Annotated in this window: 18 protein-coding genes; 7 read left to right on the top strand and 11 right to left on the bottom strand. The window is 70.6% G+C overall.

The features are described 5' to 3' along the window. Positions 1 to 216: 216 nt before the first annotated feature. Positions 217 to 876 (bottom strand): SDR family oxidoreductase, encoded by a 660-nt coding sequence (locus tag OHB01_RS01160; protein WP_142648595.1) that lies wholly within the window; start codon positions 874 to 876, stop codon positions 217 to 219. Between the two features lie 148 nt (positions 877 to 1,024). Here OHB01_RS01160 and OHB01_RS01155 point away from each other — a divergent pair, with 148 nt between their 5' ends. Together OHB01_RS01155 and OHB01_RS01150 are read left to right on the top strand one after the other, a co-directional pair. Beyond that, complete coding sequence (locus OHB01_RS01155; RefSeq protein WP_142648596.1) at positions 1,025 to 1,792, top strand: DUF4239 domain-containing protein; 768 nt, start codon at positions 1,025 to 1,027, stop codon at positions 1,790 to 1,792. Between the two features lies 1 nt (position 1,793). Then, positions 1,794 to 2,423: a hypothetical protein gene (locus OHB01_RS01150; RefSeq protein ID WP_147944328.1), complete on the top strand. Its 630-nt coding sequence runs from the start codon at positions 1,794 to 1,796 to the stop codon at positions 2,421 to 2,423. An 83-nt stretch (positions 2,424 to 2,506) separates the two neighbouring features. Here OHB01_RS01150 and OHB01_RS01145 read toward each other — a convergent pair whose 3' ends face one another. The 5 genes from OHB01_RS01145 to OHB01_RS01125 form a co-directional block, all read right to left on the bottom strand. Next, complete coding sequence (locus tag OHB01_RS01145) at positions 2,507 to 6,310, bottom strand: helicase HerA domain-containing protein (RefSeq protein WP_328854813.1); 3,804 nt, start codon at positions 6,308 to 6,310, stop codon at positions 2,507 to 2,509. Next, positions 6,307 to 7,272, bottom strand: coding sequence for a hypothetical protein (locus OHB01_RS01140; protein WP_328854812.1), 966 nt, complete (start codon positions 7,270 to 7,272; stop codon positions 6,307 to 6,309). Before OHB01_RS01140 ends, OHB01_RS01145 begins: the two co-directional genes overlap by 4 nt. Further along, positions 7,265 to 8,491 (bottom strand): endonuclease domain-containing protein, encoded by a 1,227-nt coding sequence (locus tag OHB01_RS01135; protein ID WP_328854811.1) that lies wholly within the window; start codon positions 8,489 to 8,491, stop codon positions 7,265 to 7,267. The genes OHB01_RS01140 and OHB01_RS01135 overlap by 8 nt, the downstream gene beginning before the upstream one ends. Before the next feature lie 283 nt (positions 8,492 to 8,774). After that, on the bottom strand, positions 8,775 to 8,906 hold the full coding sequence (locus OHB01_RS01130; protein WP_328854810.1) for a hypothetical protein: 132 nt from the start codon (positions 8,904 to 8,906) through the stop codon (positions 8,775 to 8,777). A gap of 180 nt (positions 8,907 to 9,086) precedes the next feature. Continuing rightward, positions 9,087 to 9,842 carry a DUF998 domain-containing protein gene (locus OHB01_RS01125; RefSeq protein WP_142648600.1) on the bottom strand — a complete coding sequence of 252 codons (756 nt, stop codon included), beginning with the start codon at positions 9,840 to 9,842 and terminating at the stop codon, positions 9,087 to 9,089. A gap of 174 nt (positions 9,843 to 10,016) precedes the next feature. Here OHB01_RS01125 and OHB01_RS01120 point away from each other — a divergent pair, with 174 nt between their 5' ends. After that, positions 10,017 to 10,622: a TetR/AcrR family transcriptional regulator gene (locus OHB01_RS01120; RefSeq protein ID WP_142648601.1), complete on the top strand. Its 606-nt coding sequence runs from the start codon at positions 10,017 to 10,019 to the stop codon at positions 10,620 to 10,622. A 287-nt stretch (positions 10,623 to 10,909) separates the two neighbouring features. Here OHB01_RS01120 and OHB01_RS01115 read toward each other — a convergent pair whose 3' ends face one another. Then, positions 10,910 to 12,679: a bifunctional metallophosphatase/5'-nucleotidase gene (locus OHB01_RS01115; RefSeq protein WP_142648602.1), complete on the bottom strand. Its 1,770-nt coding sequence runs from the start codon at positions 12,677 to 12,679 to the stop codon at positions 10,910 to 10,912. A gap of 121 nt (positions 12,680 to 12,800) precedes the next feature. Between OHB01_RS01115 and OHB01_RS01110 the strand changes: the two genes are divergently transcribed. Both OHB01_RS01110 and OHB01_RS01105 read left to right on the top strand, forming a co-directional pair. Then, a complete protein-coding gene (locus OHB01_RS01110; protein ID WP_328854809.1) occupies positions 12,801 to 13,817 on the top strand; it encodes a DNA polymerase ligase N-terminal domain-containing protein in 1,017 nt (338 codons plus the stop codon). Positions 13,818 to 13,841: 24 nt separating this feature from the next. Continuing rightward, positions 13,842 to 14,210 (top strand): hypothetical protein, encoded by a 369-nt coding sequence (locus OHB01_RS01105; RefSeq protein WP_142648604.1) that lies wholly within the window; start codon positions 13,842 to 13,844, stop codon positions 14,208 to 14,210. A 12-nt stretch (positions 14,211 to 14,222) separates the two neighbouring features. Here the strand turns inward: OHB01_RS01105 and OHB01_RS01100 are convergent, their stop codons facing one another. Both OHB01_RS01100 and OHB01_RS01095 read right to left on the bottom strand, forming a co-directional pair. Further along, positions 14,223 to 14,858, bottom strand: a complete 636-nt coding sequence (locus OHB01_RS01100) for a sigma-70 family RNA polymerase sigma factor (protein ID WP_142648605.1) — start codon at positions 14,856 to 14,858, stop codon at positions 14,223 to 14,225. Positions 14,859 to 14,929: 71 nt separating this feature from the next. After that, positions 14,930 to 16,207: a site-2 protease family protein gene (locus OHB01_RS01095; RefSeq protein WP_142648606.1), complete on the bottom strand. Its 1,278-nt coding sequence runs from the start codon at positions 16,205 to 16,207 to the stop codon at positions 14,930 to 14,932. 246 nt (positions 16,208 to 16,453) lie between these two features. On the opposite strand from OHB01_RS01095, the gene OHB01_RS01090 reads away from it, so the two are divergent. Then, positions 16,454 to 16,915 carry an ester cyclase gene (locus tag OHB01_RS01090; protein ID WP_142648607.1) on the top strand — a complete coding sequence of 154 codons (462 nt, stop codon included), beginning with the start codon at positions 16,454 to 16,456 and terminating at the stop codon, positions 16,913 to 16,915. Between the two features lie 271 nt (positions 16,916 to 17,186). Here the strand turns inward: OHB01_RS01090 and OHB01_RS01085 are convergent, their stop codons facing one another. Continuing rightward, entirely contained in the window at positions 17,187 to 19,508 is a 2,322-nt protein-coding gene (locus tag OHB01_RS01085) for a cellulose binding domain-containing protein (protein WP_328854808.1), read from the bottom strand. Between the two features lie 641 nt (positions 19,509 to 20,149). Here OHB01_RS01085 and OHB01_RS01080 point away from each other — a divergent pair. Further along, positions 20,150 to 21,445 carry an NAD(P)/FAD-dependent oxidoreductase gene (locus OHB01_RS01080; protein WP_328854807.1) on the top strand — a complete coding sequence of 432 codons (1,296 nt, stop codon included), beginning with the start codon at positions 20,150 to 20,152 and terminating at the stop codon, positions 21,443 to 21,445. A gap of 199 nt (positions 21,446 to 21,644) precedes the next feature. Here the strand turns inward: OHB01_RS01080 and OHB01_RS01075 are convergent, their stop codons facing one another. After that, complete coding sequence (locus tag OHB01_RS01075) at positions 21,645 to 26,021, bottom strand: HAMP domain-containing protein (RefSeq protein ID WP_328854806.1); 4,377 nt, start codon at positions 26,019 to 26,021, stop codon at positions 21,645 to 21,647. Between the last annotated feature and the right edge of the window lie 325 nt (positions 26,022 to 26,346).

Genomic DNA, 26,346 nt, shown 5'->3' with positions numbered 1-26,346 from the left:
CTGGCGTGCCTTCCGGGGAGGGGGGCCGGCCCGGAGTGGATCACGCGAAGTTCGAGGGAAGTCTTCGTCACCCCGCAAAACGCGTCAAGCCGCATGAACCCCACAAATTCGGGATTTTTCCGTAACGAGATGATCTAGTGCCCAATTGGGTATTTAGTACCTCTTGCTATTCGGGGCGGTTTGGGTAACGGTCCTGAAAACGCCGCTGTGCGGTCGTCACATCAGCACGAGCCGTATGGCCTCGTCGATGGGCACGCCTCCGCCGATGAGTTCGAGGACGCGAAGCCGCGTCTCCGGTGTGTCGATTAGTGCGGCGATCACGGCGGCCACGTCGTCGCGCGGCACCGAACCGGGGGGAAGCGGCGGGTCGGCGAGCGTCACCAGGCCGGTGCCCGGCTCGTCGGTGAGCCGCCCGGGCCGCAGGATCGTCCAGTCGAGCGGGCGGGCGCGCAGGTCCTCCTCCGCCGCCGTCTTCGCGGTGATGTAGGCCGCCCAGACCTCGTCGCTCCCCGGTGCGGGCGGCGATCCCGCGCCCATCGAGGAGATCTGGATGAAGCGGGACACCCCGGCCCGTTCGGCCGCGTCGGCGAGCAGCACCGAGGCGCCCTGGTCCACGGTGAACTTGCGCGCGACGCCGCTGCCGGGCCCCGCCCCGGCGGCGAAGACGACGGCTCCCGCCCCCAGCAGGATCTCGGCCACCTTCTCCGGCGTGGTCCGCTCCAGGTCGCACACCACCGCCTCGGCGCCGGCCGCCTCCACGTCCGCGACCTGGTCCGGGTTGCGGATCAGCCCCACGGGCGCGTCGCCCCGCCCGCTCAGCAGGCGCGCCAGCCGAAGGGCGATCTTCCCGTGTCCGCCCGCGATCACCACGCGCATGCGATCACCTCCGCGCCGATCCTGCCATGACCTCTCCCGCCCGGCCGGGCAGGCCGCGCCGTGACTTGCCTGTCTTGGCTGGTCAATAATTACTTCGTGTGATAGTCATGTCACCACAAGTAATCGGCAAAGTGTCTGTGGAGATGTCATGCTCTTGGGCGTACTCGCGGTCGCGGCGGCCGTCGGGCTGGTGGCCGTGGCGGCCCTTCTCTTCCGCGCGCTGGGCCGGGGCACCGACGACCGCGATCCCGGCGGCGCGTCCGCCGGTCACGCCGGGTCGATGCTCTCCTCGCTGTTCCTGCTCGTGTTCGCCATCGCGATCGTCGTGCCGTGGACCTCGGCCGACTCCGCGCGGCAGAACACCTACGCGGAGACCCACGCGCTCGTGGAGGCCTACTGGGCCGCCGCGCCGCTCCCGGCCCCCGACGCCGCCCAGGTGCGCGAGGGGCTCCGCGAGTACGCGAGATACGTCGTCGAGGACGAGTGGCCCCAGATGGCGGCCGGACATCTCGGCAGCGAGGGATCGGCGCGGCTGGAGGCGTTACGCGCCCACGTGACCGAACTGCCGGTCACGACCGACGAGGCGCGCGACGCCAGAGACGCCGTGCTGGAGCGGATGGCGGACATGTCCGCCGCCCGGCGGCAGCGCGCCGCCGACGCGGGCACCGAGCCGCCCCCCGGCGTCATGCTGCTGACGGTGCTCACGGGCGTCCTGGTCATCGTCTTCCCGTTCCTGGCAGGGGCGCGGCCCCGGGGGCTCACGCTCGTGCCGGTGCTGACGATGGCGGTCCTGCTCGGCGTCGGCGTCTATCTCGCGTGGAACATCTCCCACCCCTTCAGCGGCGGCCTGGCGGTGCAGCCCGACGCGTTCGTGAGCGCCCTGCACGAGTTCCAGCGGATCCCCGAGGGCCACTGACATGGGCAGGACGGCGGGCCCGCGCGTGGCCGTCGCGGTCGCGGCCGTTTCCGCCTGCGCCGCGCTGGCCTGTGCCGTGCCGGCCTGCGCCGTGCCGGCCGCGGCGGCTCCCGCCCCGGCGGCCGAGCAGCAGGTGCGGGCCGAGCGGCAGGACACGGGCGCGGGCGGCACGGTGGCCCGGGGGATGGTGCGGGCAGCGGCCGATGTGTCCCTCACGGCACCCGATCCGGACGGACCGGGCCTGCGGGTCGGTGTCTGCCTCGACGTCGACGTGCTCATCGGCCTGCACGCCGAGGTCGGCATCGGACGGCCCGGCTGCACGTCACCCAGGCCCGTGCCGCCGCCCGCGCCCTCCCAGAAGCCTCCGCCACCGGCTCCCGAGAAGCCCGCACCGACGCCCCGGCATGCTCCGCACCGGGTGGTGGCCGTGGCCCGGCCGCCCGTGGCGGCGCCGTCCCCGCGCCCTCGTCCGACGCCGCGGCCCACTCCGTCGCCGTCACCGGTCTACCGTGTGCCGGCCATGCGCGCGATCGCGCCCGTACGGCACCGCAACCCCCTGGGCACGCTCACCGTCGTCATCGTCCTGTCGGTGGCGATCGCCGCCGCCGGTGGCGCCGCTTTCCGGCGATAGACCGCCGGAAGGGGAGCACGGGCGGCGGCAGGAAGGACGGGCGGCGGCAGGGAGCACGGGCAGGGAGCACGGGCGGCGGCGCCCTACCGGTTCGCCCGGGCCACGACCTCCTCGCTCGTCAGGGGGCTGCTCGGGTGGTGGGTCAGGCACAGCGGCGTACGGACCTTCGTGAACGACCCGCCCTCGAACGCCGCGTAGAACTGGCCCGACCGCAGCCGCGCCACGTCGGGGACGTCGCCGCCCTTGGCCCTGGCCAGCTCCCGCGCCGCCGTGATCTGGGCCGGCGCGTTGAGCAGGCCGAAGAACTGGGTGGCGGCGTTGCCCGTGATCCGGTTGTGCAGCCCCTTCGGCGCCTGGGTGGCGAACACCAGCCCCAGGCCGTACTTGCGGGCCTGCGCGGCGAGAGCGAGCGTGCTCTGGGTGCACACGGTCGTCGTACCGGACGGCGCGAACGTCTGGGCCTCGTCCATCACGAACAGCCCGCCGAGCGGCCGGTCTCCGGCGGGATGCCGCTTGATCCAGGAGAACAGCGCCATCTGCAGCTGGTTGACGAAGCCCTGCCGCTGCTGGTCGGAGGCCAGGCCGGTGAGGCTGATCACCGAGACACGGGCCCGCTTGCCCTCCGGCGGCGTCAGCAGGACGCCCGGATCGACGGGCGTCCCGGTCCCCGCGAACAGGGGATCGCTGATCGTCTCCGCCCTCAGGTGCTGGGCCATCTCGGTCGCGAGCCTGGGCGCGCCTTCGAGAGTGCTCACGCCGTCCGGCAGGTCGTCGAGGAGGGCGATCAGGCCGGCGAGGCTCGTGCCGCCGCGCCGTCCGTAGTGGGCGACGGCCTCGCGGAGCACCGCCTGGCCGAGATGCGCCTTTGCTGTCTTGGCCTCCAGCTTCGCCCGGGGCACGAGCGCGGCGAGAGCGGCGTCCACCGCCTCGCCGAACTCGTCCGGGTCGTCGGCGACGCTGCCGAAGTCGGGCAGCGGCTGGAAGCTCAGCGGCCGTCCCGCCTCCTTGCGCGGCGTCCAGATCACCACGTCGGTGTTGGCCAGGTAGTCGTCGGCCCTGGCCGCGTCGCCCTCGCCCCACTCCGCGGGTGGCTCCGGCCACCGGTCGCCCAGCCGCGCGAGGTCGTTGTTCGCGTCGAGGACGATCGCCGAGACCCCCTGAAGGGCGCACTCCTCCACGAGACGGCGGATCAGCACCGTCTTGCCGGAGCCCGATCCGGCGAAGATCGCCGTGTGCTTGCGCAGGGTCTCCAGGTGCACGCGCACCGGCCGGCCGTCCGCGGTCGCCGCCCCGATCGTCAGGTACGGCGACGCCGGGTCCTCATCCGCCGACAGCGGCCTTCGCGGCCGGGGAACCGCCGCCTCCACCACCGGTAGCTCCGAGGCCGGAATCTCCACAGTCGGCATCTCCGGGGCCGGTGCTTCGACCGGTGACGCCTCAGGGGCGGGCAGCGGCGGCCAGACCTGCAGATCGGGAACGGCCGGACCAAGGGTCAGGCCGCCGGAACTCGCGACGCCCGTATCGGAAGGTTCCGGCACATCCCCGGAAGCCGGAGGCGACTCGCCATCGGTGGCCGGCTGCGGTGCGGTCTCCGTAGCCGGGAGCTGCGCTATGCCCGTGACCGGAGACGCCGCGGTGTCCTGTGCGGGCGGCGGCGCGCTGTCGGTGATGGGGGACGGTGCGATGTCCGTGGCCAGGGGCGGGGCGATGCCCGTGGCGGGGGACGCCGCGGTGTCCGGAGCGGGGGACGGCGCGCTGTCGGTGATGGGGGACGGTGCGATGTCCGTGGCCAGGGGCGGGGCGATGCCCGTGGCGGGGGACGCCGCGGTGTCCTGTGCGGGCGGCGGCGCGCTGTCGGTGATGGGGGACGGTGCGCTGCCGGTGGCGGGCGACGGCGTGGTGCCGGAGGCCGGGGAGGGCGCTTCGGTCAACGGCAGCGTCGTGAGTCCCGGCACCGCCTCCCGGCGGAGCAGACGCCGTTCGGGGTTGGCGGTGCGCCGGGGGCGGTCCTGCGCCCGGTTCGACCGGGCGGACCTTCCGGTGACGGAGTCGGACACACGCGGAACGGCCGCGTCGCCCAGCGCCTCCGCGAACAGCTTCACCTCGCTCGTCGGCTTACGCGAGACGAGCCACGCCCGGAGGTCCGGCGAGTTCTCCGTCAGCAGGGTGCGAAGCGCCGAGAAGATCCGCAGGTCGTCCTCTTCGACCTGGAGCACCCGGCCGCCCGCCTGCTCGAAGGCGGCCAGGGCCGCCTGGGTGGCCGGTCCCTTGGCCCAGCTCTGGTTCCTGAGCACGAACAGCTTGCGCGCGGGGATCCGCTCGTCGAGCCCGGCCGCCGTGGACGCGGCCTTCAGCCGGTTGAGCGCGGCGGTGTGATGGGACGCCGAGATGGCGCGGAAGCACCAGTGGGCCTCGTTCTCCGTCGCCTCGTCCAGCGTCCGCCGCAGGCGCGCGTGCAGGGGCGGCTTCGTGCTCGGGGGCGGGTCCTGGGTGAACAGGCGCCCGTCCTCGCCCTGCTCGGCGATCCAGGCGGACAGTCCGGCCGACAGCAGCCCCGGCATCACGACGTCCTCGGTGATCGGGTCAAGCGCGTCCACCACGTCCGCACGCTGCCGCAACTCCGCGAACCGCCTGTCGAGCGCGCCGAAGTCGGGCTCCGGCTGCGGCGGCGGAGATACAGGAACGACCCTGACTGGCTGGGAGCCGGTCAGCCGTTCCAGCTCCACGACCTGTCCGCTCGCCAGGCACGACCGGACGTGCTTGTCGATCCGGATGAGCAACTGACGAGGCGTGTACTGATACGCCTCCTCGAACGCCTCCGGCTTCACCGGCCACGTCGGATAGGGCGGGGTGAAGCCGACCGCGCCGTACTGCGCGCTGAACCGCTTCTCGATCAGCTCGATGCCCGTTCGCGCATCGGGGATGTTGTCGAGCGGCACGGCTTCCTTGAACCGGTCCTGCACCGTATCGATGGCTTTCGTGCGGATGAGTTCCCACGTCGCGGGAAGGCAGGAGAGCACGGTCAGCGTCCGGCGGGTCACCTCGCGCAGAGTCATCAGACCGCCCGCGATCTGCTCGAGCACCAGCGCCTCCTGCCAGGAGTCCCTGGTGTCTCCCGCCATGGCGACGGACGACTGTGCGAGCAGGACGTCGATCTGGTCCACCGCGATGACGGAAGGACCGGTCAGCGCCATCAGGCGGGACAGGTCCCTGACCATCTCCTGAGGGGACTTCACGATCGTGGTGAAACCCCAGCCGGCCCGCTCGCCCGGTTCTCCTTCCGGCGCCGAGGTGAGGTAGGCGTCTCCGACGTCCTGCGCGGACGGGTCGTCGGCCGCGCGCAGGACGAGCGCCCTGGCGACGTCTTGGGCGACGCCGCCGACGTGCCGGTCGTACCGGCGCAGGGCGCGCACGAAGTCGTCCAGGTCCTGCCGGGAGAGCGGCGCCTCACCGGTCAGCGACCGGCGTGCTTCTTCCGGGATCTCGGCGAGCAGGCACAGCCGCCACAGAAGCTCGGTGAGCTGGGTCCCCGATCCCGGGATCGGCCGGGAAAGGCTGTCCAGCATGGACAGCAGCACGCTCTCCCACAAGCTCCTGGCGTCGAGCAGGCTCACCAGGAAGAAATAGCCGTCCTCCTCGTGCACCTTCTGCCGGACCCAGCCGAGCAGGTGCGTCTTGCCGGAGCCGCGCTGTCCCTCGATGACGATGCCGATGGGGCTCGCGTCGGCGCTCTCCTCGGCCTCGATGAACCCGTCGAGGACGGTCTGCGCGGTCTGCCGGTGCAGAGTGCCGACGTGGAACGGCGACGGCCGCCACACGTCGTCGGGGACATTGGCGTAGTTGAACCTCAACGCCGCCAGAGCGTCCAGTTCCTTGCCGGTCATCATGCTCCGATCAGAATGCGGTGCTTGGGCTGGTCACCGATGACGACGGCGGCGTCCCGATCAGCCTGAGACAGGCTCTTCTGGCTCTCCCAGGGCACGAGACGCACGTCGGGCAGGGCGATCATGCGACGGAGGGCGGTGTCGACCTGGTCCCTGGGGGCGTCGCCCAGCAGCGGACGCAACTGGGTCAGGCTCACCCAGGTGTTCGGCTTGTCAGCGAGCTGCGCGTACGCCTTGCGGATCAGAGTCTCGATGTCCTCGGACGAGAGTGCGGGCACGCTCGCGGGCGGGGTCTCCACGATCGGCGGTTGCGCGGTGGGCGTCTCCGAGATCGACGTCTCCGTGGTCGGCGTCTCAGCGACCGAGGGCTGTGCGACCGGCGGCTGCGGAACCGGCGGTTGCGCGGTCGGCGTCCCGGAGATCGACGTCTCCGTGGTCGGCGTCTCAGCGACTGAGGGCTGGGCGGCCGGCGTCTGTGCGACCGGCGTCTGTGCGACCGGCGGCTGCGGAATCGGTGACTGTGCGATCGGGGGCTGGGCGATCGGGGGCTGTGCGATCGGTTCTGGCGTCGTCTCTGCCTTCGGCGCCTCGTTCACCTCAGTGAGGAGGTCCTCCTGACGGCTGTAGATCTCGGCGAGGCTGTGCTCGCTCCGGACGATGTGCCGCTGGAGGTTGCCGACGAGGGCCTTGACCGCCGCCGCCGCGAAACCGGTGCCCGGCGCGCTGATGCCGTCCCGGGCGAGTTCGGACGCGTGGTGCCAGCCCTTGTCGGTAAGCACGTGGCTGAAGGAGCGCCCCGTCTTCCGGCTGGTGACGAATCCGCCCTCGTTGAGGGTTGTCCGCTCCTTGCCCGTGATGGTGACGCCGTACTTCTCCTTGAGCTCGGGATTGGGCATCTCCCGGTCTTCCGCCATCAGGATCAGCAGGGCGCAGGTCGCGGAGAAGGACAGGGGTTTGTCAGGCATGGGGTGACCCTTCGAACGTTCCATTGCGGCACTGGTGGAGGAAGCGTTCCAACTCGGCGAGCACGGTGCTGAGACGTTTCAGCACCTGCTCGTTGGTGAATCGGCGGACGGCGTAGCCGTCCCGGCGCAGGCGCTCGTCGCGCTGTATGTCGGCGGCGCGGCGGAGCGGGCCGAGGTGCTCGGGACCGTCGATTTCGACCACGCATCGTTCGGCACGCCAGAGCAGGTCGACGCGGATCGGGTTGTTGAGCGGTCCGGAGGCGTGGAGCTGGTTCCACTCGCGGCCCGCCGCCCAGTCGCACGGCGACAGCGCCGCCTCCAACCGTCGTTCGGCGGCACTGCCCGGGTGCGGCAGCCCGGCGAGAGGCGGATAGGTGAGCGCCGGCAGGTCGGACTCCTCGGCGTCGCCCGGCTCGATCCCGTGGATGAGCGCCGCCACATCGTCGGGGATCGGGGCGGCCACGGACTCGATGCGGTCGACGGCGCGCGGGGGTGGTCCGGTGAGCCAGACGCCGAACCCGCCGTGCTGGGCGAGCCATTCGCAGGCTGTGACCAGCACCTCCTCGGCGGCGGGCGGGAGACCGGAGGGAACCCGCACGAGGATCGCGGCCTCCGGCCGCCGGTAGCCCGCGCGGAGCACCCGGGCCAGCCCGGCGGCACGGATCTCGGGCGGGAACGTGCGGGCCCGGCCGGCCGTACGGCCTCCGGACGTCACGCCGCCCGTGAACCTGTCCGTGACTCCGACCGTGACCCGGCCCGTGCCCCCGGCTGTGAACCTGTCCGAGGCGGCCCGCTCGCGCAGGGCGCGTTCGGCCAGGTCGGCGAGGAAGGGCGCGAAGTGCCTGCTGGCCGAGCCCGTACGCAGCGCGAGGGCGCGGACGGCGGGCACGGCCGCGCCGCCGGACCCGGTGATGCCGGCGGCCTCTTGCAGCCAGGCGGGGAACATCGCCAGCGCGGCGTGCTCCAGCTCCCGCAGCACGTCGGCGACCAGGTCCGCGGGGGTCAGGGGCGCGGAGGCGAGGGACGCAGGGGTCAGGGACGTGGGGATCAAAGCCGGGTGGGGGACGTAGGTGACCAGCGCGGGCGCGTCGTCGGGCAGGGGGTCGAGCGCCAGCGCGACGACGTCCGAGTCGCCGTGCAGAGGCGGGTTCTGTCCCGCACGCAGATGCACGTCCGATCGTGCCTGCGGGTACGCGTCCTGGCCGGCGTGCGGGTGCACGTCTTGTCCTGCGCGCGCTTGCTCGTCCGATCTCGCGGGCGCATGCACGTCTCGCCCCGCGTGCAGATGCACGACACGGCCCGTGGGTAGCTCCCTCCACGAGCGCGTCACGCCGTCCCCGCCCCTGTTGTTGAAGATCCGACAATCTTGACCCGGCAGAGGTTATCGGGCAGTGACAGGACCGTCCACACAATCGGGAATTTCCGGTTTTGCGCTACGCCGTCTCGGCTCTGACCAGGCGGAGGAACGCCTTGATGCCGGCCAGGACCTCCTGGTTGTCGGGTCAGACGGCTGAGGGAGTCCTCGAACGTCCCGCCCGTCGCGTCGAGCCGCCGACGGTCTCGCCGGAGAAGCAGGTGACGGCCGCGAGCAGGACGGCCGACAGCAGGTGGGAGGCGATGGCCGCCCGGCGCATGCGCACCGCGATGCGGTGGGCCTCCGCCTCGCTGGCGAGACCTCCACCCCACGCTCGCGGCTCACCTGTTCTCGTGGATAAGGGTGGGGCTGGAAGAGGGTGCCTCGGATCCCGAATGTGATCTTGTATCGGGAGATGAGGGCGTAATCGTGCTGGGTCGCGGGCAGTGAACAACCCGGCTCAGCCGGTCGCCGAGGGGCGGCTGTACCCACGCCAGAGGGCGACCCCCGCGCAGATGAGGCCGAGCAGGAACGGATGGACGGCGCCGCGTTCGATGAGGCCGACGAGGACGTTGGCCCCGGAGATGAGGTCGGCGAAGTAGGCCACCATCGAGACCAGGCCGATCGCGCCGACCGTGACCAGCGTCCGCCCGAGTTTCAGGGAGAGCCCGACGCGTCGGTGCATGCTCCCGAGCGCGATGGCCAGGACGTTTCCGCCGACGAAGCCTGCCAGGGCGCCCAAGGCGTGGAAGTCGCCGGTGCCGTCGTTCATCGCCTCGCCGGATCCGGGAAACAGTCCCAGCAGGACGCCGCCGGCGGCCAGCAGCGTCGCGGGCGCGAGCGCTGCCCAGCGGTACCGGCCGTGTAGACCGCGCAGCACGGCCACACCGGCCGGAATCGGGATCCCGAACAGGAAGAAGCCGGTGTTCATCACCCATGCCAGTGGTGAGTACATGTACTGCCCGAACAGCGTCGAGGGCCCATGGACTCCGAGATTGCTGATGAAGTGGTACGTGTAGCTGTAGGGCGGATCCGTCCATGCCGCGGCGGCGATGAACTCGGCGAGTAAGAAGATCATCGGCCCCGCGATGAGCAAGGCTCCCGCGGTTCGGTGCTGCCAAGGCCGCCATGCGTCGGAGACGAGCGCTTCGGGCTTCGCGTCGTTCGCGGGTTCGTTTCGTTCCAGGCTCGAGAACGAGTCGATGTTGCCGCCCATGGTCATGGTCCTTTCCGGTGTCGGCGCTGGGCGCCGGGGTCGGTGCAGGGGGTCGTGCCGAGGCGGCGCAGCATGGGGATCGCAGCCACCCGATAACTTCACTCGCACACTTACTATATCGAGACTACTTTTACCGTCAATGTAGTTGTAGCTCGGGACTAGTAGGATCTGGTCATGGTTGACGGAACGGCCGTGGGACGGCGGGAACGCAAGAAGGCGGCAACGCGGGCGGCGATCTTGGACGCGGCGATGGCACTCTTTCTCGAGCGCGGCTTCGACGGGGTCAGCGTTCGCGAGATCGCCGACAAGGCGGACGTCTCACCCAAGACGGTCTTCACGCATTTCCCGCAGAAGGAGGCGCTTGTCTTCGGCGACGAGGACGAACGGCATGAGCGCCTCGTGGCCGCGGTCAGTGGCCGGGCGCCGGGGACGACGATCTCCGACGCGCTGAAGGCGCACTACCTCTCCGAGATCGCCGCGATGAGGTCCGGGCCCCAACGCCAGATCCTCACCCTCATGGAAGAGACGCCGGCCCTGATCGATTACGCGGAGAAGATGTGGTTCCGCCATGAGGACGCCCTCGTCGCCGCGATCACCAAGGAGTTCGGGTACACGGAGCCGACCGACGAGATCCGCTTCTACGTCCGTTTCGCTCTGCAGATCCAGCTCAGCGCCACCCACGAGGCGAATCCGGAATCGACCATCGACGCGGGGTTCCGGCTTCTCGATGAAGGCTGGGCGCGCTACCAGGAAGCAAGAGACCAGAGCGCATCCGGGTGAAGACTCGCGAGCTGGTGGCTTCGCCGAGGCGGACGGAGGCCCCGGTCACGAGGGCTCGCCGGGCCCGCAACACTGATCCCGAGCGCTGCGGCGCCCTGAATCCGCAGGTGAGGCGCCGCGGCAGCGAAGCGATGTTGCGGAGACTTTCCGCAGGCGGGCTCGACGAACCGTCGATGCGCGCGTTCCACGATCACCTATGGGGAGTGAAAACGCCCTCCGAGCACGACCGCTCAACGAAGAAGGGGGCGGCCCGGGATGGGCCACCCCCGAATGTCACTCCGTGAAGGTCACTCGGAGAAGACGGGAACCCCGTCGCGGACGAGCTTCCAGTTCGGCTCGGCGAACGAGGCCGGGTCGATGGTGCCGGTCGCGGCGGCGTACTCGATCAGCGCCTGGCGGATCTCCACCTGGGCGTTGTAGACCACCGGGGCGGTCGAGACGTGCGGGAAGCCGCCGCCGCCCGACTGGCGGTAGTTGTTGATGGCCACCACGAACTGCTGGTCGGCGGTGACGGGCTGGCCCTGGTACGCCAGGTTGACGATGCGCTGGCCGACCGGCTTGGAGATGTCGATGTCGTACGTCACGCCGGAGAGCTGGTCGTAGTTGTAGTCGGGCGTGCCGCCGGCGTTGGTGAGCGTGCCGAGGTCGATCGGCGCGCCCGGGGCGACCTGGGCGAAGTACTTCGCCGAATACTCCAGGAAGTCCTTGATCTGGGCACCGGTCAGCTTGATGCCGAGCAGCGTGTTGTCGTAGACGTACAGCCCGGCCATGTCGCGGACGCTGACCGGCCCGGCCGGGAACACGGCGGTGCGGCTGAACGGCGCGGCGATCGACAGCACGGGCAGCGAGGCGTCGGCGGTGCCGGCGATGGCCTTGCTGACGAGGTCGGTCTGGACCTTCTGGATGTAGTCGAGGATCGGCGTGTCCTTGTACGGCGACTCGGCGGCCGACAGCTCCTGGGACGACTGGGCGATGACCTTGTTGACGTAGCCGACGGTCTTGTCGTGCGCCTCCTTCATGAGGGCGACGATCTTCGGGTCCTCGGCCACGGTGTTGGTGTTGAGCGTGGTGGACGACTTGCCGGTCACCGTCCACTTCCCGCGCTGCTTGTCGAGCGTGAAGTCGACGACGCTGAGGCGCTGGCCCCACTTGCTGGGTTCGGTCAGCAGCACCTGCTGCCCGGTGACCTTGTTGGTGACGAAGCGCTGGGGCACCTCGTTGTGCGCGTGGCCGAACAGGACGGCGTCGATGCCCGGCACCTGCTCGGCGACCAGGGCGGCGGCGTTCTCGACGGGCAGCTCCGAGCCGTAGGAAGACATGCCGTCGTCGCCCGAGTGGGCGGTGACCAGCACGACGTCGGCGCCGTGGTCGCGGATGACGGGCACCCACTTCTTGGCGGTCGCGACGAGGTCGAGGAACTTCAGCTTGCCGTCGACGTTCGCCTTGTCCCAGATCGCGACGCCGGGGTTGGTGAGGCCGAGCACGCCCACCTTGATCGGCTTTTCGCCCTTCACCTTCATGGTCTTGATGATGTACGGCTCGTAGGCCGGCTGGCCGGTCGTGGCCGAGACGGCGTTCGCGCCGAGGACGGGCGCCTTCATCTGCTCGACCCAGGCGCCGAGCAGCGGCAGGCCGTAGTTGAACTCGTGGTTGCCCAGGGTCACGGCGTCGTACCCGATGGCGTTCATGGCCTTGGCCATGGGGTGGGTCGCGTGGGTCGAGGTGATCGGCTCGACCTTCGCGTAGTAGTAGTCCAGCGGCGTGCCCTGGAGGATGTCGCCGGAGTCGAACAGCAGGGTGTGGTCGGCGCCGCGGTCGGCCCTGATCTTCGACACCATCGTCGAGATCTTCGCGAGGCCGACGTCGTTGTGCGCGCTGTCGTCGTACTCCGCGTTCTTGTAGTAGTCCCAGTTGAGCGCGTTTCCGTGGATGTCGGAGCTGGCCATGACGGTGATCTTGACCGTGTGGCTCGGGGCCGCTGTGGCGGGGGTGCCGGGCAGGAGGAGACCGAGGGCCACGATCGTGGCGCCGGCGGTCAACCTGATCGCTGAACTCATGCTGGGCGACGATAGCCACCCCCAATCACCAAGTGGTCACGAAGTCCTTAACCGGACATGTCGCTACAAGGTGACACGCTTGTCACCCACAGTGGGTCATGCCGTGGGTAGGACCACGGAGATGGCGGACAAACTCGAGACCTACCGGGCCAAACGCGACGCGACGCGCACCCGCGAGCCGATCCCCGCCGAAGGGCCGCTGCCGCGGGGCGAGGACGACACGTTCGTCATCCAGGAGCACCACGCCCGCTCCCTCCACTGGGACCTGCGCCTGGAGCGGGGCGGGGTGCTGGTCTCCTGGGCCATCCCCAAGGGCCTGCCGCCCGACCCCGCGACCAACCACCTCGCCGTCCACACCGAGGACCACCCGATGGAATATGCCCGGTTCGAGGGCGAGATCCCCCAGGGCGAGTACGGCGGCGGCACGATGACGATCTGGGACCGCGGCCATTACGCGACCGAGAAGTGGAGCGACCGCGAGGTCAAGATCGTGCTGAGCGGCTCCCGGGTCACGGGCCGCTACGTGCTGTTCCGGACCCGGGGACGCAACTGGATGATCCACCGGATGGACCCGCCCGACGGGCAGTGGGAGCCCCCGCCTGCCTCGCTCGCGCCGATGACGCCCGTGACCCGCGCCCGGGTGCCCCGCGACCCCGAGGCGTACGCCTGGGAGTTCTGGTGGGGCGGCACGCGGGCGCCGGCGTACGTGGAGGGCGGCAGGCTCACGCTGCGCGACGCGGGCGGCGCGGACGTCACCGGGGAGCACCGCTGGCTGCGCCCGCTCGCCGAGTCGTTGGGCAGCAGGGCCGTCGTGCTGGACGGCGAGGTCGTCACGATCGCCGGCACCCCCGTCTACGTCGCCTACGACCTGCTCTACGACGACGGCCGGTCGTTGCTCGGCGAGCCGTTCGAGCGCCGCCGTGCGAGCCTGGAGGGCCTCGCGGTCGGCGGGCCGCGCTGGCAGACGGCGCCGTCCTGGCCGGGGGAGGCGGGCGCGGTGCGGCGGGCGGCGGCCGAGCAGGGCCTGCCCGGCGTCGTGGGCAAGCGCCTCGACTCCGCGTACGCGCCGGGGGAGGAGTCCCCCGCGTGGGTGCGGCTGCCGGGGAAGGCCCCGGGTAGGGCCGGTGGCGCGGGGTAGGGCGACCAAAGGGGAGGTGGCGAGATGTCCGAGCAGCACCACCCGGTCACCGGCGAGCACAAGTACGAGCAGGAGATCTCCTCTGCCGAGGAGCACGAGGAGCGCCCCGGACGCAGCCTGATCACGACCGACCACGAGGTCATCAGGCGGTGGGCCGGGGAACGGGGCGCCAAGCCCGCCACCGTTCCCGGCAGCGAGCACGAGGGCCGCCCAGGCGTCCTCCGGTTCGACTTTCCGGGATACGGCGGTGAAGACCTGAAGGAGATCTCCTGGGACGAGTGGTTCAGGACGTTCGAGGAGCGCGACCTCAACTTCATCTACCAGGAGCACCGCAAGGACGGCAGCCCGAGCAACTTCTTCCGGCTGGAGAGCCCCGAGCACGCGGACGCCTGAGCTCCTTTCGTTTCAGGGCGTTTCGGCGTCCTGGGCTTTCTGGCCGTCCGGTGCGGCGGCGCTCGCCGACCGGAGCAGACCGAGCTCGGCGGCGTAGTCCTCCAGCTTGGTCCGCAGCTGCCGGCGTCCCCGGTGCAGCCGTGACATGACCGTGCCGATGGGGACGTCGGTGATCTGCGCGATCTCCTTGTAGGCGAAGCCCTCCACGTCGGCGAGGTAGACCGCCATCCGGAAGTCCTCGGGCAGCTCCTGCAGCGCGCGCTTCACCCGCGAGTCGGGCAGCCCCTCCAGAGCCTCCACCTCGGCGGACTTGAGCCCCGACGAGGTGTGCGAGGCCGCCTCGGCGAGCTGCCAGTCCTCGATGTCCTCGGCCGCGGACCGCTGCGGCTGCCGCTGCTGCCTGCGGTAGGTGTTGATGTAGGTGTTGGTCAGGATGCGGTAGAGCCAGGCCCGCAGGTTCGTGCCCTCGCGGAACTGATGGAAGTTGCTGAAGGCCCGCATGTAGACGTCCTGCACCAGGTCTTCGGCGTCGGCGGGGTTGCGCGCGAGCCGTAGGGCGCCGGCGTAGATCTGGTCGATGTACGGCAGCGCGTCCCGCTCGAACCGCAGCCGCCGTCGTTCGGCCGCCGTGTCGTCGACGATCGTCATGTCCCCACCTCCCTGAGAGCCTGCCCTTATCCGTTACGACTGCTCTCGGCTGACGCGGGAGCCGGCGGCGTTCAGGCGGCGTCGCGGCGACCGGATGGCGGGACGGTTCCGCCAGGAGCCGGGCCTCCAGAAGCAGGGCCTCCGGAATCAGGTCCGCCGGGCGTACGGCCCGCGGGCGGCGGCGGGGCGAGGTCGGCGCCGCGCGGCGTCCGGTACGGCTCGCGCGCCCGCAGATCCACCGTCTGGATGATCCGGCTGATGTCGGTGGGTGTGACCAGGCCGATGAGGCGTCCGGCGTCGTCGAGCACCACGGCCCGGCCGTCCGCGTCGCCGCTCATTCGCTGGAGCAGCTCCGTGAGCTGGTCGCCGGGGTGCGCGGTGGGTACGTCCGACGGCGGGCACGCGATGTCGCGCAGCCGGGTGATCGCGCGGTCGTCGGGTGGCACCCGCCGGACGCGGCCCAGGGTCACCAGTCCCGCGAACCGGCCGTCGTCGCCCAGCAGTGGATAGGTGGACAGGTGACGGCGCAGCACGAGCCGGTCGATCAGGCCGGCCACCGTCTCGTCGGGGTGCGCGACGACCGGGTCGCGCGACATCACCTCGCCCACCGTGATGCCGTGCAGCGCGGCGTCGATCTGCGTCTGCTGCTCCTCGGCGGTGGCCGCGTTCACCAGGAACAGGCCGATCAGGGCCAGCCAGAATCCCTGGAGGCCGAGGCCGGAGACGAGGTTGAGGAAGCCGAGCGCGATCAGGACGTAGCCGAAGACCCGGCCCGCCCGGGCGGCGGCCACGGCGGCCCGCATGCGGTCGTGCCAGCGGGCCCACAGGAAGGCGCGCAGCACCCGGCCGCCGTCCAGCGGTGCGGCGGGCACCAGGTTGAACACGGCGAGCAGCACGTTCACCACGGCCAGATAGGCGAACATCCCGCTGATCAGCGGTGGCGCCGCGATGGCCGAGACTCCCCAGGCCACCAGGGCGAACAGGCCGCCGAGCACGACGCTGGTCAGCGGCCCAACCCCGGCGATCTTGAGGTCGGCGCCGGGGGAGCGGGGCTCACCGCGCAGTTCGGCCACCCCGCCGAGCAGCCAGAGCGTGATGCCGTTGACCCCCAGCCCGTGCCGCTTGGCGACGATCGCGTGGGCCACCTCGTGGGCCAGCAGCGAGGCCAGGAAAAGCAGTGCCGACACCACCGCGGCCAGCACGTACGCCGCCGTGGACAGGCCGGGGAAGGCGATGGGGAAACGCCCGAAGGCCAGGCCGACCACCAGGATCACGACGATCACGACGACGCTGATGTTGAGCCCGACCGGGACCCCGCCCACACGGCCGAGACTGATCGATGATCGCATCCCTGCCACCCCCTCGGACCTCTGCTGTGACTGGCCTACCCACAAAGGCACAGGTCACGCGGCGGCCGGGGACCTGGAGACTCTCGACACGCCGCCGCTGGAACCGGTGTAAGAAAACCGCGCAAATGTGTAAAAACTGGGACCCATGTGTGGTGTTCCGGCGGCGTAAGCGTGACAGACTCCTGACTGGCTGCTGGGTAACGTTGTCAGGCAGCGTTGCAAACCGATCGTCAAAGGATTGTCGCCATGTCCGATGCGTGGGAAGTGAAACGCCGGCTGGCCCGAGCGCTGAACGAACACGATCTGGAGGCCTTACTCGACACCTTCAGCCCGGACGCCGTGCTCGTCTCGCCCTTCGGGATCGCGGAGGGACATGAGCAGATCGGGTGGATGTACGAGCAGGTCTTCAAGAGCTTTCCCGATTTCCAGCTGTTGGTGTGGTACGAGGCCACCGGCTGTGACGCGCCCATGATGGTGGAGTGGACGGCCACGGGCACGCACCTCGGGCCGATCCTGCTGCCGAGCGGGCGCGAGCTGGACGGGACCGGTCGCCCGGTCACCTTCCGGGGCACCTGTGCGTCCTTCATCGAGGACGGCAAGATCAAGACCCATCGGGAGTATTTCGACCAGTTGGAGATCTACACCCAGCTCGGTCTGTGCCTCGCGGAGGTCCCGGAAGACTCGGAAAGCTCGGACGCCGCGGGCTGAGCGTTCCGGGTGCACGGGCGTGGGCTGCGTGTTCCGGGTGCGCGGGTGGGGGCTGAGCGTTCCCGGTGTGCGGGTTGCGCGTGTTTCCGGGTGCATGGGTGCCGGCTGAGCGTTCCCGGTGCGCGGGCGCGGGTTGCGCGTGTTCCGGGTGCGCGGGCGCGGGCGTGGGTTGCGTGCTTTCCGGGTGCGCGGGCGCGGGACGTCGGCCGGTCGGGCAGCGCGGCGGCGGCCGCGGACCTCGCCAGGTTCGCCCGCGGCCGCCGTCGGCGGATCACCTCAGATAGATGTTCGGTCTGGCGGGGGTGGACATGCCGTCGCCGAGGAAGAAGCCCGTGTGCGGCGGCTGGTTGTAGGCGGTGTTCTGCCACGCGATCGCGACCCGGTAGGTCGGGTCGTGCATCAGCGTGTAGATCTGGCGGTTCGTCGTCGCGGTCGTGCTGTAGATCCGCAGAGCGTTGTCGTTGCTCGTCGGCCAGACGACCTCCTCGCGCCAGTCGCCGAACAGGTCGGCCGACAGCGACGGGGTGGACTTGGTGCCGTTGTTGGAGTGCACGCCGGAGGCGGTCAGCAGGCGGGTGTCGCCGCCGGTGCCGTACTTGTCGATGTGGGTGCCGTCGAGCAGCTCACGCACCGGGTCGGCGTCCCACCAGGCGAGGAAGTTCGCCGAGCCCGGCTTGCGGCCGATGTTCTGCCCCCTGGTGTTGAACATGCCGCTGACGCCGGACGACCACGACTCGGCGCCCGGGCTGCCGGACCAGATGTCGTCGGAGACGCCGCGCCCGTTGTCACAGCCGCAGGACTGGCTCCACAGGACCGAGCCGGTGCGGGCGTCGGCCATGAACGCGCCGGGCTTGCTGGTGTCCTCGTCCACCTTGAACACCTCAAGGCCGGCGCGCGACGGGTCGAGGTCGCCGACGTGCATGGCGTCGCCGTGGCCGTTGCGGGTGTTCCACAGCGGCTGGCCGTTGTCGTTGATCGCCATCGCGCCGAAGACGATCTCGTCCTTGCCGTCGGCGTCCACGTCGGCGACGGCGAGGTTGTGGTTGCCCTGGCCGGTGTACTGGCTGCCTGCGGAGTTGGAGTCGAACGTCCACCGCTTGGTGAGCGAGCCGTTGCGGAAGTCCCACGCCGCGATCACCGTACGCGTGTAATAGCCGCGCGACATGATCAGCGACGGGCGGGTGCCGTCGAGATAGGCGGTGGCGGCGAGGAAACGGTCGACCCGGTTGCCGTAGTTGTCGCCCCAGGAGGAGACCGTGCCGCGCGGCGGGTCGTAGTCCACCGTGGACATCGCCGCGCCGGTCTGGCCGTTGAACATGGTCAGATACTCGGGCCCGGACAGCACATAGCCGGAGGAGTTGCGGTAGTCGGCGTTCGCGTTGCCGATGACCCTGCCGGTGCCGTCCCTGGTGCCGTCGGCGGTCTTCATCGCCACCTCGGCCCGGCCGTCGCCGTCGTAGTCGTACACCTGGAACTGCGTGTAGTGGGCGCCGGCGCGGATGTTGCGACCGAGGTCGATGCGCCACAGCCGGGTGCCGTTCAGCTTGTACGCGTCGACGAACACGTTGCCGGTGTAGCCGGACTGGGAGTTGTCCTTGGCGTTGGACGGGTCCCACTTCAGCACGAACTCGTACTGTCCGTCGCCGTCGAGGTCGCCCACGCTCGCGTCGTTGGCGCTGTAGGTGTAGGACACCCCGTCGGGTGTGGTGCCGCCGGACGGCCGCTGGATCGGCACATCCAGGTAGTCGCCGCCGGTGAAGCGCAGCGACGACTCCGACGCCGCCTGCTCCGTGCCGTTCACCACGGCCCGCACGGTGTACGTGGCGTCGGCGGCGGCCCCGGAGTCGAAGTAGTTCGTGGAGTTGGTGATCGGCGAGGAGTTCAGCTTCGTCGAGCCTCGATAGACGTTGAACCCGGTGCCGATGCTCTCGGTGCCGAGCAGGCGCCAGGAGACCAGGTTGCCGCTGCCCGACCGCACGCTGATCAGGCCGCGGTCGAGGTCCTCCATCTGCCGCGCGCCCGCCGGGATGCTCGTGGGACTGGGGGACGGGCTGGGGGACGGGCTCGGTGAAGGGCTTGGTGAGGGGCTCGGCGACTGCGTCGGGCTCGCACTGGGGGAAGCACTGGGAGAAGCGCTGGGCGAGGCGCTGGGACTCGGAGAGGGGCTGCTCGTGACCCCGCCGGTGCAGGTCGTGCCGTTGAGCGCGAAGCTCGTGGGCGCGGGGTTGGACGAGTTGTTCCACGAGCCGTTGAAGCCGAACGACGTCGTGCCGCCGGTGGGGATCGAGGCGTTGTAGCCGGCGTCTTTGGCGCTGAACTGCGCGCCGCTCTGGGTGACCGTGGCGTTCCACGCCTGCGTGACGGTCTGGCCCGCCGCGTACGACCAGGTGAGCGTCCAGCCGTTGACGGCGTCGCCGAGGTTGGTGATCGTGACGGCGGCTCCGAATCCGTCCTGCCACTGGCTGGTCACCTGGTAGTCCACCCGGCAGCCCGCCGCCGCGGAGGCGGGCAGGGACGGCAGGACCGCGGTCCCCGCGAGCGCGGCGGCCGAGGCCACGGCGGCGACCAGAGCAGATCTTCGTCGTGTGGTCATCTGGAACTCCATGAGGGGGTGCCGATGGGGGGCGCAGTGCTCCAGCGGCGCTCAGCGGTGCTCGGCCGGTGCTCGGCCGGTGCTCGGCCGGTGCTGGGCCGGTGTCCGGCGGTGTCCGGCGGTGCTGAGCCGGTGTTCAGCGGTGTCCGGCGGTGTTCAGCCGTGAGGGCGCTGGAAGCAGGGGAGTGATCGGGGTTCTCCGATGCGGGACCTCCGGGATCGGACCTGGCCCGGCGGCTGGGTGCGGCGGCTGGCGTGCGACGGGTTGGGGTGCGATGGGTGGGGTGCGATGGGTGGGGTGCGACGGGATGCGCCGGGGTGCGTCATCACAACGCGAAACCGGTGGTGTGGTCAATCAGCCCGGTTCATCGATGTGAACGCAATCATCCGAGGCATCCGGCCCTGGCGATCTGCGGCTGGTCGGAGCCACCGCGGGCGTGTCACCTGCGCATCGACGCCGACCACCGATCATTGAAACTTTCAGTCACGCCGGCTTACGGACTCCTGTGAACGATCACAGATCTGATCTCTCACTCCCGGTTCCGAGCCCGTACGGAGCCGCTGCATCCGCCCCGCCGTTTCCGTTCGAAGTCACTGAAGGGAGCCGTCGCGCGTGCGGCCGCCGGGGAGGAGATCCGCCCATGCCACAGCCCGCCACCGTGATCGTCGTCGGCGCGGGGCTCGCGGGCCTCGCCTGCGCCTGGCACCTGCGTCAGGAGGGGGTGCCGGTCCGCGTGCTGGAGGCGTCCGACGGCGTGGGCGGCCGGATCCGCACCGACCGGCTGGACGGCTTCCGGCTCGACCGTGGGTACCAGGTCTTCAACACCAGCTATCCCGAGGCCCGCCGGGTCCTCGACATCGGCGCGCTGGACCTGCGGCGGTTCACCAACGGAGCGATGATCTTCAAGGACGGCCGGCGCGAACGGGTCGTGCTGCCCTGGCGGCATCCCCGGCACGCGCTCAGCGGCCTGCTCGCCCACGTGGGCACGCCGTTCGACAAGGCGGTGCTCGCCGCGATGACCGCCCGCGATCTGCTGCTCCCCGACGCCCTCGTACGGCGGCGCGGCGGCGCCGGGCGCACCACCCTGGCCGAGCTGCGGCGCTGGGGCGCGTCTCCCGAGATCGTCGAGAACCTCTTCCGGCCCCTCCTCGCCGGAATCGTGCTGGAACGGGAGCTGGAGACCTCCGGCCGGATCTTCCATCTGCTGTGGCGGTCGTTCGCCCGCGGCAGGATCGGCGTGCCTGCCCTCGGCATGGAACGGATCCCCGCGCAGCTCGCCGCCCGCCTGCCGGACGACGCGATCTCGCTGGAGACGCCGGTGAGCGCCCTGACGGCCGACGGCGTGGCCCTCGCGGGCGGGGGCGAGATCGCCGGCGCGGCCGTGGTGGTGGCGGTGGACCCGCCGGCCGCGGCGCGGCTGGTGCCCGGCCTGCCGGTGCCCGCGATGCGGGCGGTCACGACCTTCTACCACGCCGCCCCCGCCTCGCCGCTCGGCGAGCCCACGCTGGTCGTGGACGTCGAGGGGATCGTCACCGACACGATCGTGATCACCGACGCCGCGCCCGGATATTCCGCGGACGGCCGCGCCCTGATCGCCACCTCGCTCCTCGGCGTCCACGGCGACCGGGACGAGCCCCGGGTGCGCGCCCGGCTCACCGAGATCTACGGTGACACCTCGTCGTGGGAGCACATCGCGACCTACGCGATCGAGGCGGCCCTGTCCGCCATGCCGCCCCCGATGCCGCTGCGCCGCCCTGTGCGTACGGAGGTGGTGGGGCGGGGCGTCCGGCGCTACGTCTGCGGCGACCACCGGGACACCGGTTCCCAGCAGGGCGCGCTGGTCTCCGGACGACGGGCCGCCCAGGCTGTGCTTGAGGACCTGAGCCGGGCGGCGCGGCTGCGGGGCCGTAGGGCCGCCCCGGCGCGTCAGCGCTGAGCCCGTCGGTCCTGAGCCCGTCAGCTCTGAGCCCGTCAGCGCTGAGCCCGTCAGTCCTGAACCCGTCGGTCCTGAGCCCGTCGGCGCTGAGCTCGTCAGCTCTGTGCCGTCGCGTCGCCTCGGCTCCTGCGCGTCAGCTCTGAGCCCGTCAGCTCTGAGCCCGTCAGCTTTGAGGCCCGTCGGCTTGGAGCCGCCGCGCCTACTGGTCGCCGTCGCCGGGCAGCTCCAGCCAGCGCCGCATGCAGACGATGAGCTCATCGGCGTCCACCGGCTTGGTGACGTAGTCGCTCGCGCCCGATGACAGCGTCTTCTCCCGGTCGCCGTGCATGGCCTTGGCGGTGACCACGATGATCGGGAGCTGGGCGAAGCGCGGCATCGACCGGATGGCCGCGGTGGCGGCGTAGCCGTCCATCTCCGGCATCATGATGTCCATCAGCACCAGGTCGACGTCGTCGTTGCGCGTCAGCATCTCGATGCCCTTGCGGCCGTTCTCCGCGTACAGCACCTCCATGCCGTGCAGTTCGAGGATCGTGGTGAGCGCGAAGACGTTGCGCACGTCGTCGTCCACGACCAGCACCTTGCGGCCCACGAGCGCGGTGTCGAGTTTTCCGGGCTCCCGCGCCCCCTCCTCCGAGGGCGGCTGCACGAGCGGCAGGACGCTGCCGGGCTCATCGGCGGACAGGTGCAGGGTGATCCGTTCGCGCAGCTCGTCGAGGCTGGGGAGGCGCTCCAGCGGCTGGTTGCGGGAACGCACCTGCAGCAGGTCCTCCTGCCGGCGCGACAGCGTACGCGAGTGATGCGCGAGCACCGGCAGCGCGCGCAGCGCGGGATCGGCGTCGAGCCCCTTGAGGAGGTCGGCCGTGGTGTCGTGCGGCAGGCCGAGGTCGAGCACCACACAGTGGACGCTCTCCTGCCGCAGCATCGACAGCGCCGACCGGGCGTCGCCCGCGGTCGACACCCGCACCGGTCCGTGGATGTCGTGCAGGTCGGCCGCGACCCTCTGGGCCAGCATGGACAGCAGGCCTCCGGGCTTGGCCTCGACGACCAGCAGGTGGCGCCTCGCCCTGCCGTTCCTGCCGTCCCGTCCGCCCTTGCCGTTCGTGCCGTACGGGGTCCGGGCCGCCGCGGGCGCGTCGTGCGTGACGGCGGAACCTCCATCGGCGGAGTGCCCGGCGGCGGAGTGCCCGGCGGCGGAGTACGCGGCGCTGGAGTGTGCGGTGGTGGAGTGCGGGGCGAACAGCGGCACTCCCTCCGCCCGCGTGGCGGGTTGCTCCCTGCGCGCGCCGCCGAAGTGGGCCAGCGGAAGATAGAGCGTGAACGTGCTGCCCTCGTCCGGCGTGCTGGTCGCGCGGATCTCGCCGCCGAGCAGGGTCGCGATCTCCCGGCTGATCGACAGGCCGAGGCCGGTGCCGCCGTACTTGCGGCTGGTGGTGCCGTCGGCCTGCTGGAACGCGTCGAAGATCTGCGAGAGGTTCTCCGCGGCGATGCCGATGCCGGTGTCCATCACGTGGAAGGCCAGGATCTCCTGGCCGGCGACGCCCGGCAGGTCCACGCCTGCCGCCCGTTCGATGCGCAGCTCCACCGAGCCCGACTCGGTGAACTTGACCGCGTTCGACAGCAGGTTGCGCAGCACCTGCCGCAGCCGCTGCTCGTCGGTGAGCAGCCGGGCCGGCACGTCGGAGGCCACGGTCATCTCGAACCGCAGCCCCTTCTGGCTGGTCAGCGGGCGGAAGTTGGCGTCCACGTAGTCGAGGAGCTGACGCAGGCTGACCGGCTCGGGCGTGACGTCCATCTTGCCGGCCTCGATCTTGGACAGGTCGAGGATGTCGTTGATGAGCTGGAGCAGGTCGGTGCCGGCCGAGTGGATGACGTTGGCATATTCCACCTGCTTGGCCGTGAGGTTGCGGGTGGGGTTCTGGGAGAGGAGCTGCGCCAGGATGAGCAGCGAGTTGAGCGGGGTGCGCAGCTCGTGGCTCATGTTGGCGAGGAACTCGCTCTTGTATTTGGACGCGAGCGCGAGCTGCTGGGCCCGGTCCTCCAGCTCCTGGCGGGCCTGCTCGATCTCGCTGTTCTTGGTCTCGATGTCGCGGTTCTGCTGGGCCAGCAGTTCCGCCTTCTCCTCCAGCTCGGCGTTCGAACGCTGAAGCTCCTCCTGCCGCACCTGGAGCTCGGTGGCGAGACGCTGCGACTCGGCCAGCAGCGCGTCGGTGCGGGCGTTGGCCACGATCGTGTTGACGTTGACGCCGATCGTCTCGACGAGCTGTTCGAGGAAGGCCCGGTGGATGCCGGCGAAGCGCCCCAGGCTGGCCAGCTCGATCACGCCGAGCACCTGGTCTTCGACCACGATCGGCAGCACGATGAGGTTGACCGGCCCGGCCTGGCCGAGACTGGACGACACGGTCAGATAGCCCGGCGGGATGTCCTCCACCAGGATCGTCCGCCTGGCCTGCGCGGCCTGCCCGACCAGCGACTCGCCGAACGCGAAGCGGCGCGTGGTGTCGCGGTGGCCGTAGCAGCCGACCACCCGCAGCTCCGCGCCGGCCGTGGTCTCCTCGGCCAGCAGGAACGTGCCGTGCTGCGCGTTGACCAGCGGGGCCAGCTCGTTCATGACCAGCTCGGCGACCGCCGACAGGTCGCGGTGGCCCTGCATCAGCCCGGAGAGGCGGGCGAGGTTGGTCTTGAGCCAGTCCTGCTCCTGGTTGGCCCTGGTCGACTCGCGCAGCGACTCCACCATGGAGTTGACGTTGTCCTTGAGGTCGGCCAGCTCGCCCTCGGCGTCCACGGTGATCGACCGGGTCAGGTCGCCGGAGGTGACCGCGCTGGTCACCTCGGCGATGGCACGCACCTGGCGGGTGAGGTTGCCGGCCAGCTCGTTGACGTTCTCGGTCAGCCGCTTCCAGGTGCCCGACACGCCCTCGACCTCGGCCTGGCCGCCCAGCCTGCCCTCGCTGCCCACCTCGCGGGCCACGCGGGTGACCTCGGCGGCGAACGACGACAGCTGGTCGACCATCGTGTTGATGGTCGTCTTCAGCGCGAGGATCTCGCCGCGGGCGACGACGTCGATCTTCCTGGTGAGGTCGCCCTCTGCGACGGCCGTGGTCACCTGGGCGATGGAGCGCACCTGGTTGGTGAGGTTGTCGGCCATGGAGTTGACGTTGTCGGTGAGGTCTTTCCAGGTGCCGGCGACGTTGGGCACGCGGGCCTGGCCGCCGAGCTGGCCTTCGGTGCCGACTTCGCGGGCGACGCGGGTGACCTCGTCGGCGAACGCGCTGAGGGTGTCGACCATGGTGTTGATGGTCTGGGCGAGCGCGGCGACCTCGCCCTTGGCCTCGACGGTGATCTTCTGGGAGAGGTCGCCCTTGGCGACCGCCGTGGCGACCTGGGCGATCGAACGCACCTGGCTGGTGAGGTTGGACGCCATCACGTTGACGGAGTCGGTGAGGTCCTTCCAGGTGCCCGACACGCCGCGTACGGTGGCCTGGCCGCCCAGCCCTCCCTCGGTGCCGACTTCGCGGGCGACGCGGGTGACCTCGTCGGCGAAGGAGGAGAGCTGGTCGACCATCGTGTTGATGGTCTCCTTCAGCTCCAGGATCTCGCCCCGGGCGTCGACGCGGATCTTCTGCGACAGGTCGCCCTTGGCGACGGCCGTGGTCACCTGGGCGATGGAGCGCACCTGGTTGGTGAGGTTGTCGGCCATGGAGTTGACGTTGTCGGTGAGGTCTTTCCAGGTGCCGGCGACGTTGGGCACGCGGGCCTGGCCGCCGAGCTGGCCTTCGGTGCCGACTTCGCGGGCGACGCGGGTGACCTCGTCGGCGAAGGAGGAGAGCTGGTCGACCATGGTGTTGACGGTGTTCTTGAGTTCGAGGATCTCGCCGCGGGCGTCGACGGTGATCTTCTGGGAGAGGTCGCCGCGCGCCACGGCCGTGGTCACCTGGGCGATGGAACGCACCTGGCTGGTGAGGTTGCCCGCCATGAAGTTGACGGAGTCGGTGAGGTCGCGCCAGGTGCCGGAGACGCCTTTGACGTCGGCCTGGCCGCCCAGTTGTCCTTCGGTGCCGACTTCGCGGGCGACGCGGGTGACCTCGTCGGCGAAGGAGGAGAGCTGGTCGACCATGGTGTTGACGGTGTTCTTGAGTTCGAGGATCTCGCCCTGGGCGTCGACGGTGATCTTCTGGGAGAGGTCGCCCTTGGCGACGGCGGTGGTGACCTCGGCGATGGAACGCACCTGGCTGGTGAGGTTGCCCGCCATCGCGTTCACCGAGTCGGTCAGGTCCTTCCAGGTGCCGGACACCGCCGGCACCTCGGCCTGACCGCCGAGCTGTCCCTCGGTGCCCACCTCCCGCGCCACGCGCGTCACCTCGGAGGTGAACAGGGAGAGCTGGTCGACCATCCCGTTGAAGACGGTCGCGATCTCCGTCAGCAGGCCGTCGTCTCCGTCCTCGGGAAGCCGGGTGCCGAAGTCGCCGTCCCGTACGGCGGTGAGGCCGGCCAGGAGCTGCCGCAGATCCCGTTCGGAGTCACCGCCGGTCGCGCGCGCTGATCGCGTCCGCTTCGTGGTGCCTGTCCTCTCGACCATGGTCCACCCTCGCGATCACCGTCATAACAGGAGAAAAAGCATATTAAGCACTAAGAACGTATCGGCCACCGTGACCGCGGGCGTGGACGCGGCGGGTTCACCGCCCTGCAAGGCTACCGAGCAGGCGATCTCCGCGGAGCGCCCCCGCAGGCGACGTGTCGGTGTCGATCACGGCGTCGGGATACATCGGTGGCGTGCATGTTCTGCTCGGCCGGTGGAGTCACGGCCTGCGTCGAACATCTTGTCGTAGTGCTCGCGCGCCTGCTCGGCCATCGAGTCGTCGAGCCACGCGACCGGCTCGGCCCGGTCGACCGAGCGGCTCGTG

The sequence above is a fragment of the Microbispora hainanensis genome (genome assembly GCF_036186745.1).
GTDB lineage: Bacteria > Actinomycetota > Actinomycetes > Streptosporangiales > Streptosporangiaceae > Microbispora.
This window is presented reverse-complemented; position numbering and strand designations above follow the sequence as displayed.

Coding starts and splice junctions, on each gene's coding strand:
- OHB01_RS01080 (WP_328854807.1), top strand. CDS start 20,150: ATGCCACAGCCCGCCACCGTGATCGTCGTCGGCGCGGGGCTCGCGGGC.
- OHB01_RS01125 (WP_142648600.1), bottom strand. CDS start 9,842: ATGGGCGGCAACATCGACTCGTTCTCGAGCCTGGAACGAAACGAACCC.
- OHB01_RS01105 (WP_142648604.1), top strand. CDS start 13,842: ATGTCCGAGCAGCACCACCCGGTCACCGGCGAGCACAAGTACGAGCAG.
- OHB01_RS01160 (WP_142648595.1), bottom strand. CDS start 876: ATGCGCGTGGTGATCGCGGGCGGACACGGGAAGATCGCCCTTCGGCTG.
- OHB01_RS01130 (WP_328854810.1), bottom strand. CDS start 8,906: ATGCGCCGGGCGGCCATCGCCTCCCACCTGCTGTCGGCCGTCCTGCTC.
- OHB01_RS01095 (WP_142648606.1), bottom strand. CDS start 16,207: ATGCGATCATCGATCAGTCTCGGCCGTGTGGGCGGGGTCCCGGTCGGG.
- OHB01_RS01085 (WP_328854808.1), bottom strand. CDS start 19,508: ATGACCACACGACGAAGATCTGCTCTGGTCGCCGCCGTGGCCTCGGCC.
- OHB01_RS01075 (WP_328854806.1), bottom strand. CDS start 26,021: ATGGTCGAGAGGACAGGCACCACGAAGCGGACGCGATCAGCGCGCGCG.
- OHB01_RS01140 (WP_328854812.1), bottom strand. CDS start 7,272: ATGCCTGACAAACCCCTGTCCTTCTCCGCGACCTGCGCCCTGCTGATC.
- OHB01_RS01100 (WP_142648605.1), bottom strand. CDS start 14,858: ATGACGATCGTCGACGACACGGCGGCCGAACGACGGCGGCTGCGGTTC.
- OHB01_RS01155 (WP_142648596.1), top strand. CDS start 1,025: ATGCTCTTGGGCGTACTCGCGGTCGCGGCGGCCGTCGGGCTGGTGGCC.
- OHB01_RS01150 (WP_147944328.1), top strand. CDS start 1,794: ATGGGCAGGACGGCGGGCCCGCGCGTGGCCGTCGCGGTCGCGGCCGTT.
- OHB01_RS01120 (WP_142648601.1), top strand. CDS start 10,017: ATGGTTGACGGAACGGCCGTGGGACGGCGGGAACGCAAGAAGGCGGCA.
- OHB01_RS01115 (WP_142648602.1), bottom strand. CDS start 12,679: ATGAGTTCAGCGATCAGGTTGACCGCCGGCGCCACGATCGTGGCCCTC.
- OHB01_RS01145 (WP_328854813.1), bottom strand. CDS start 6,310: ATGATGACCGGCAAGGAACTGGACGCTCTGGCGGCGTTGAGGTTCAAC.
- OHB01_RS01090 (WP_142648607.1), top strand. CDS start 16,454: ATGTCCGATGCGTGGGAAGTGAAACGCCGGCTGGCCCGAGCGCTGAAC.
- OHB01_RS01110 (WP_328854809.1), top strand. CDS start 12,801: ATGGCGGACAAACTCGAGACCTACCGGGCCAAACGCGACGCGACGCGC.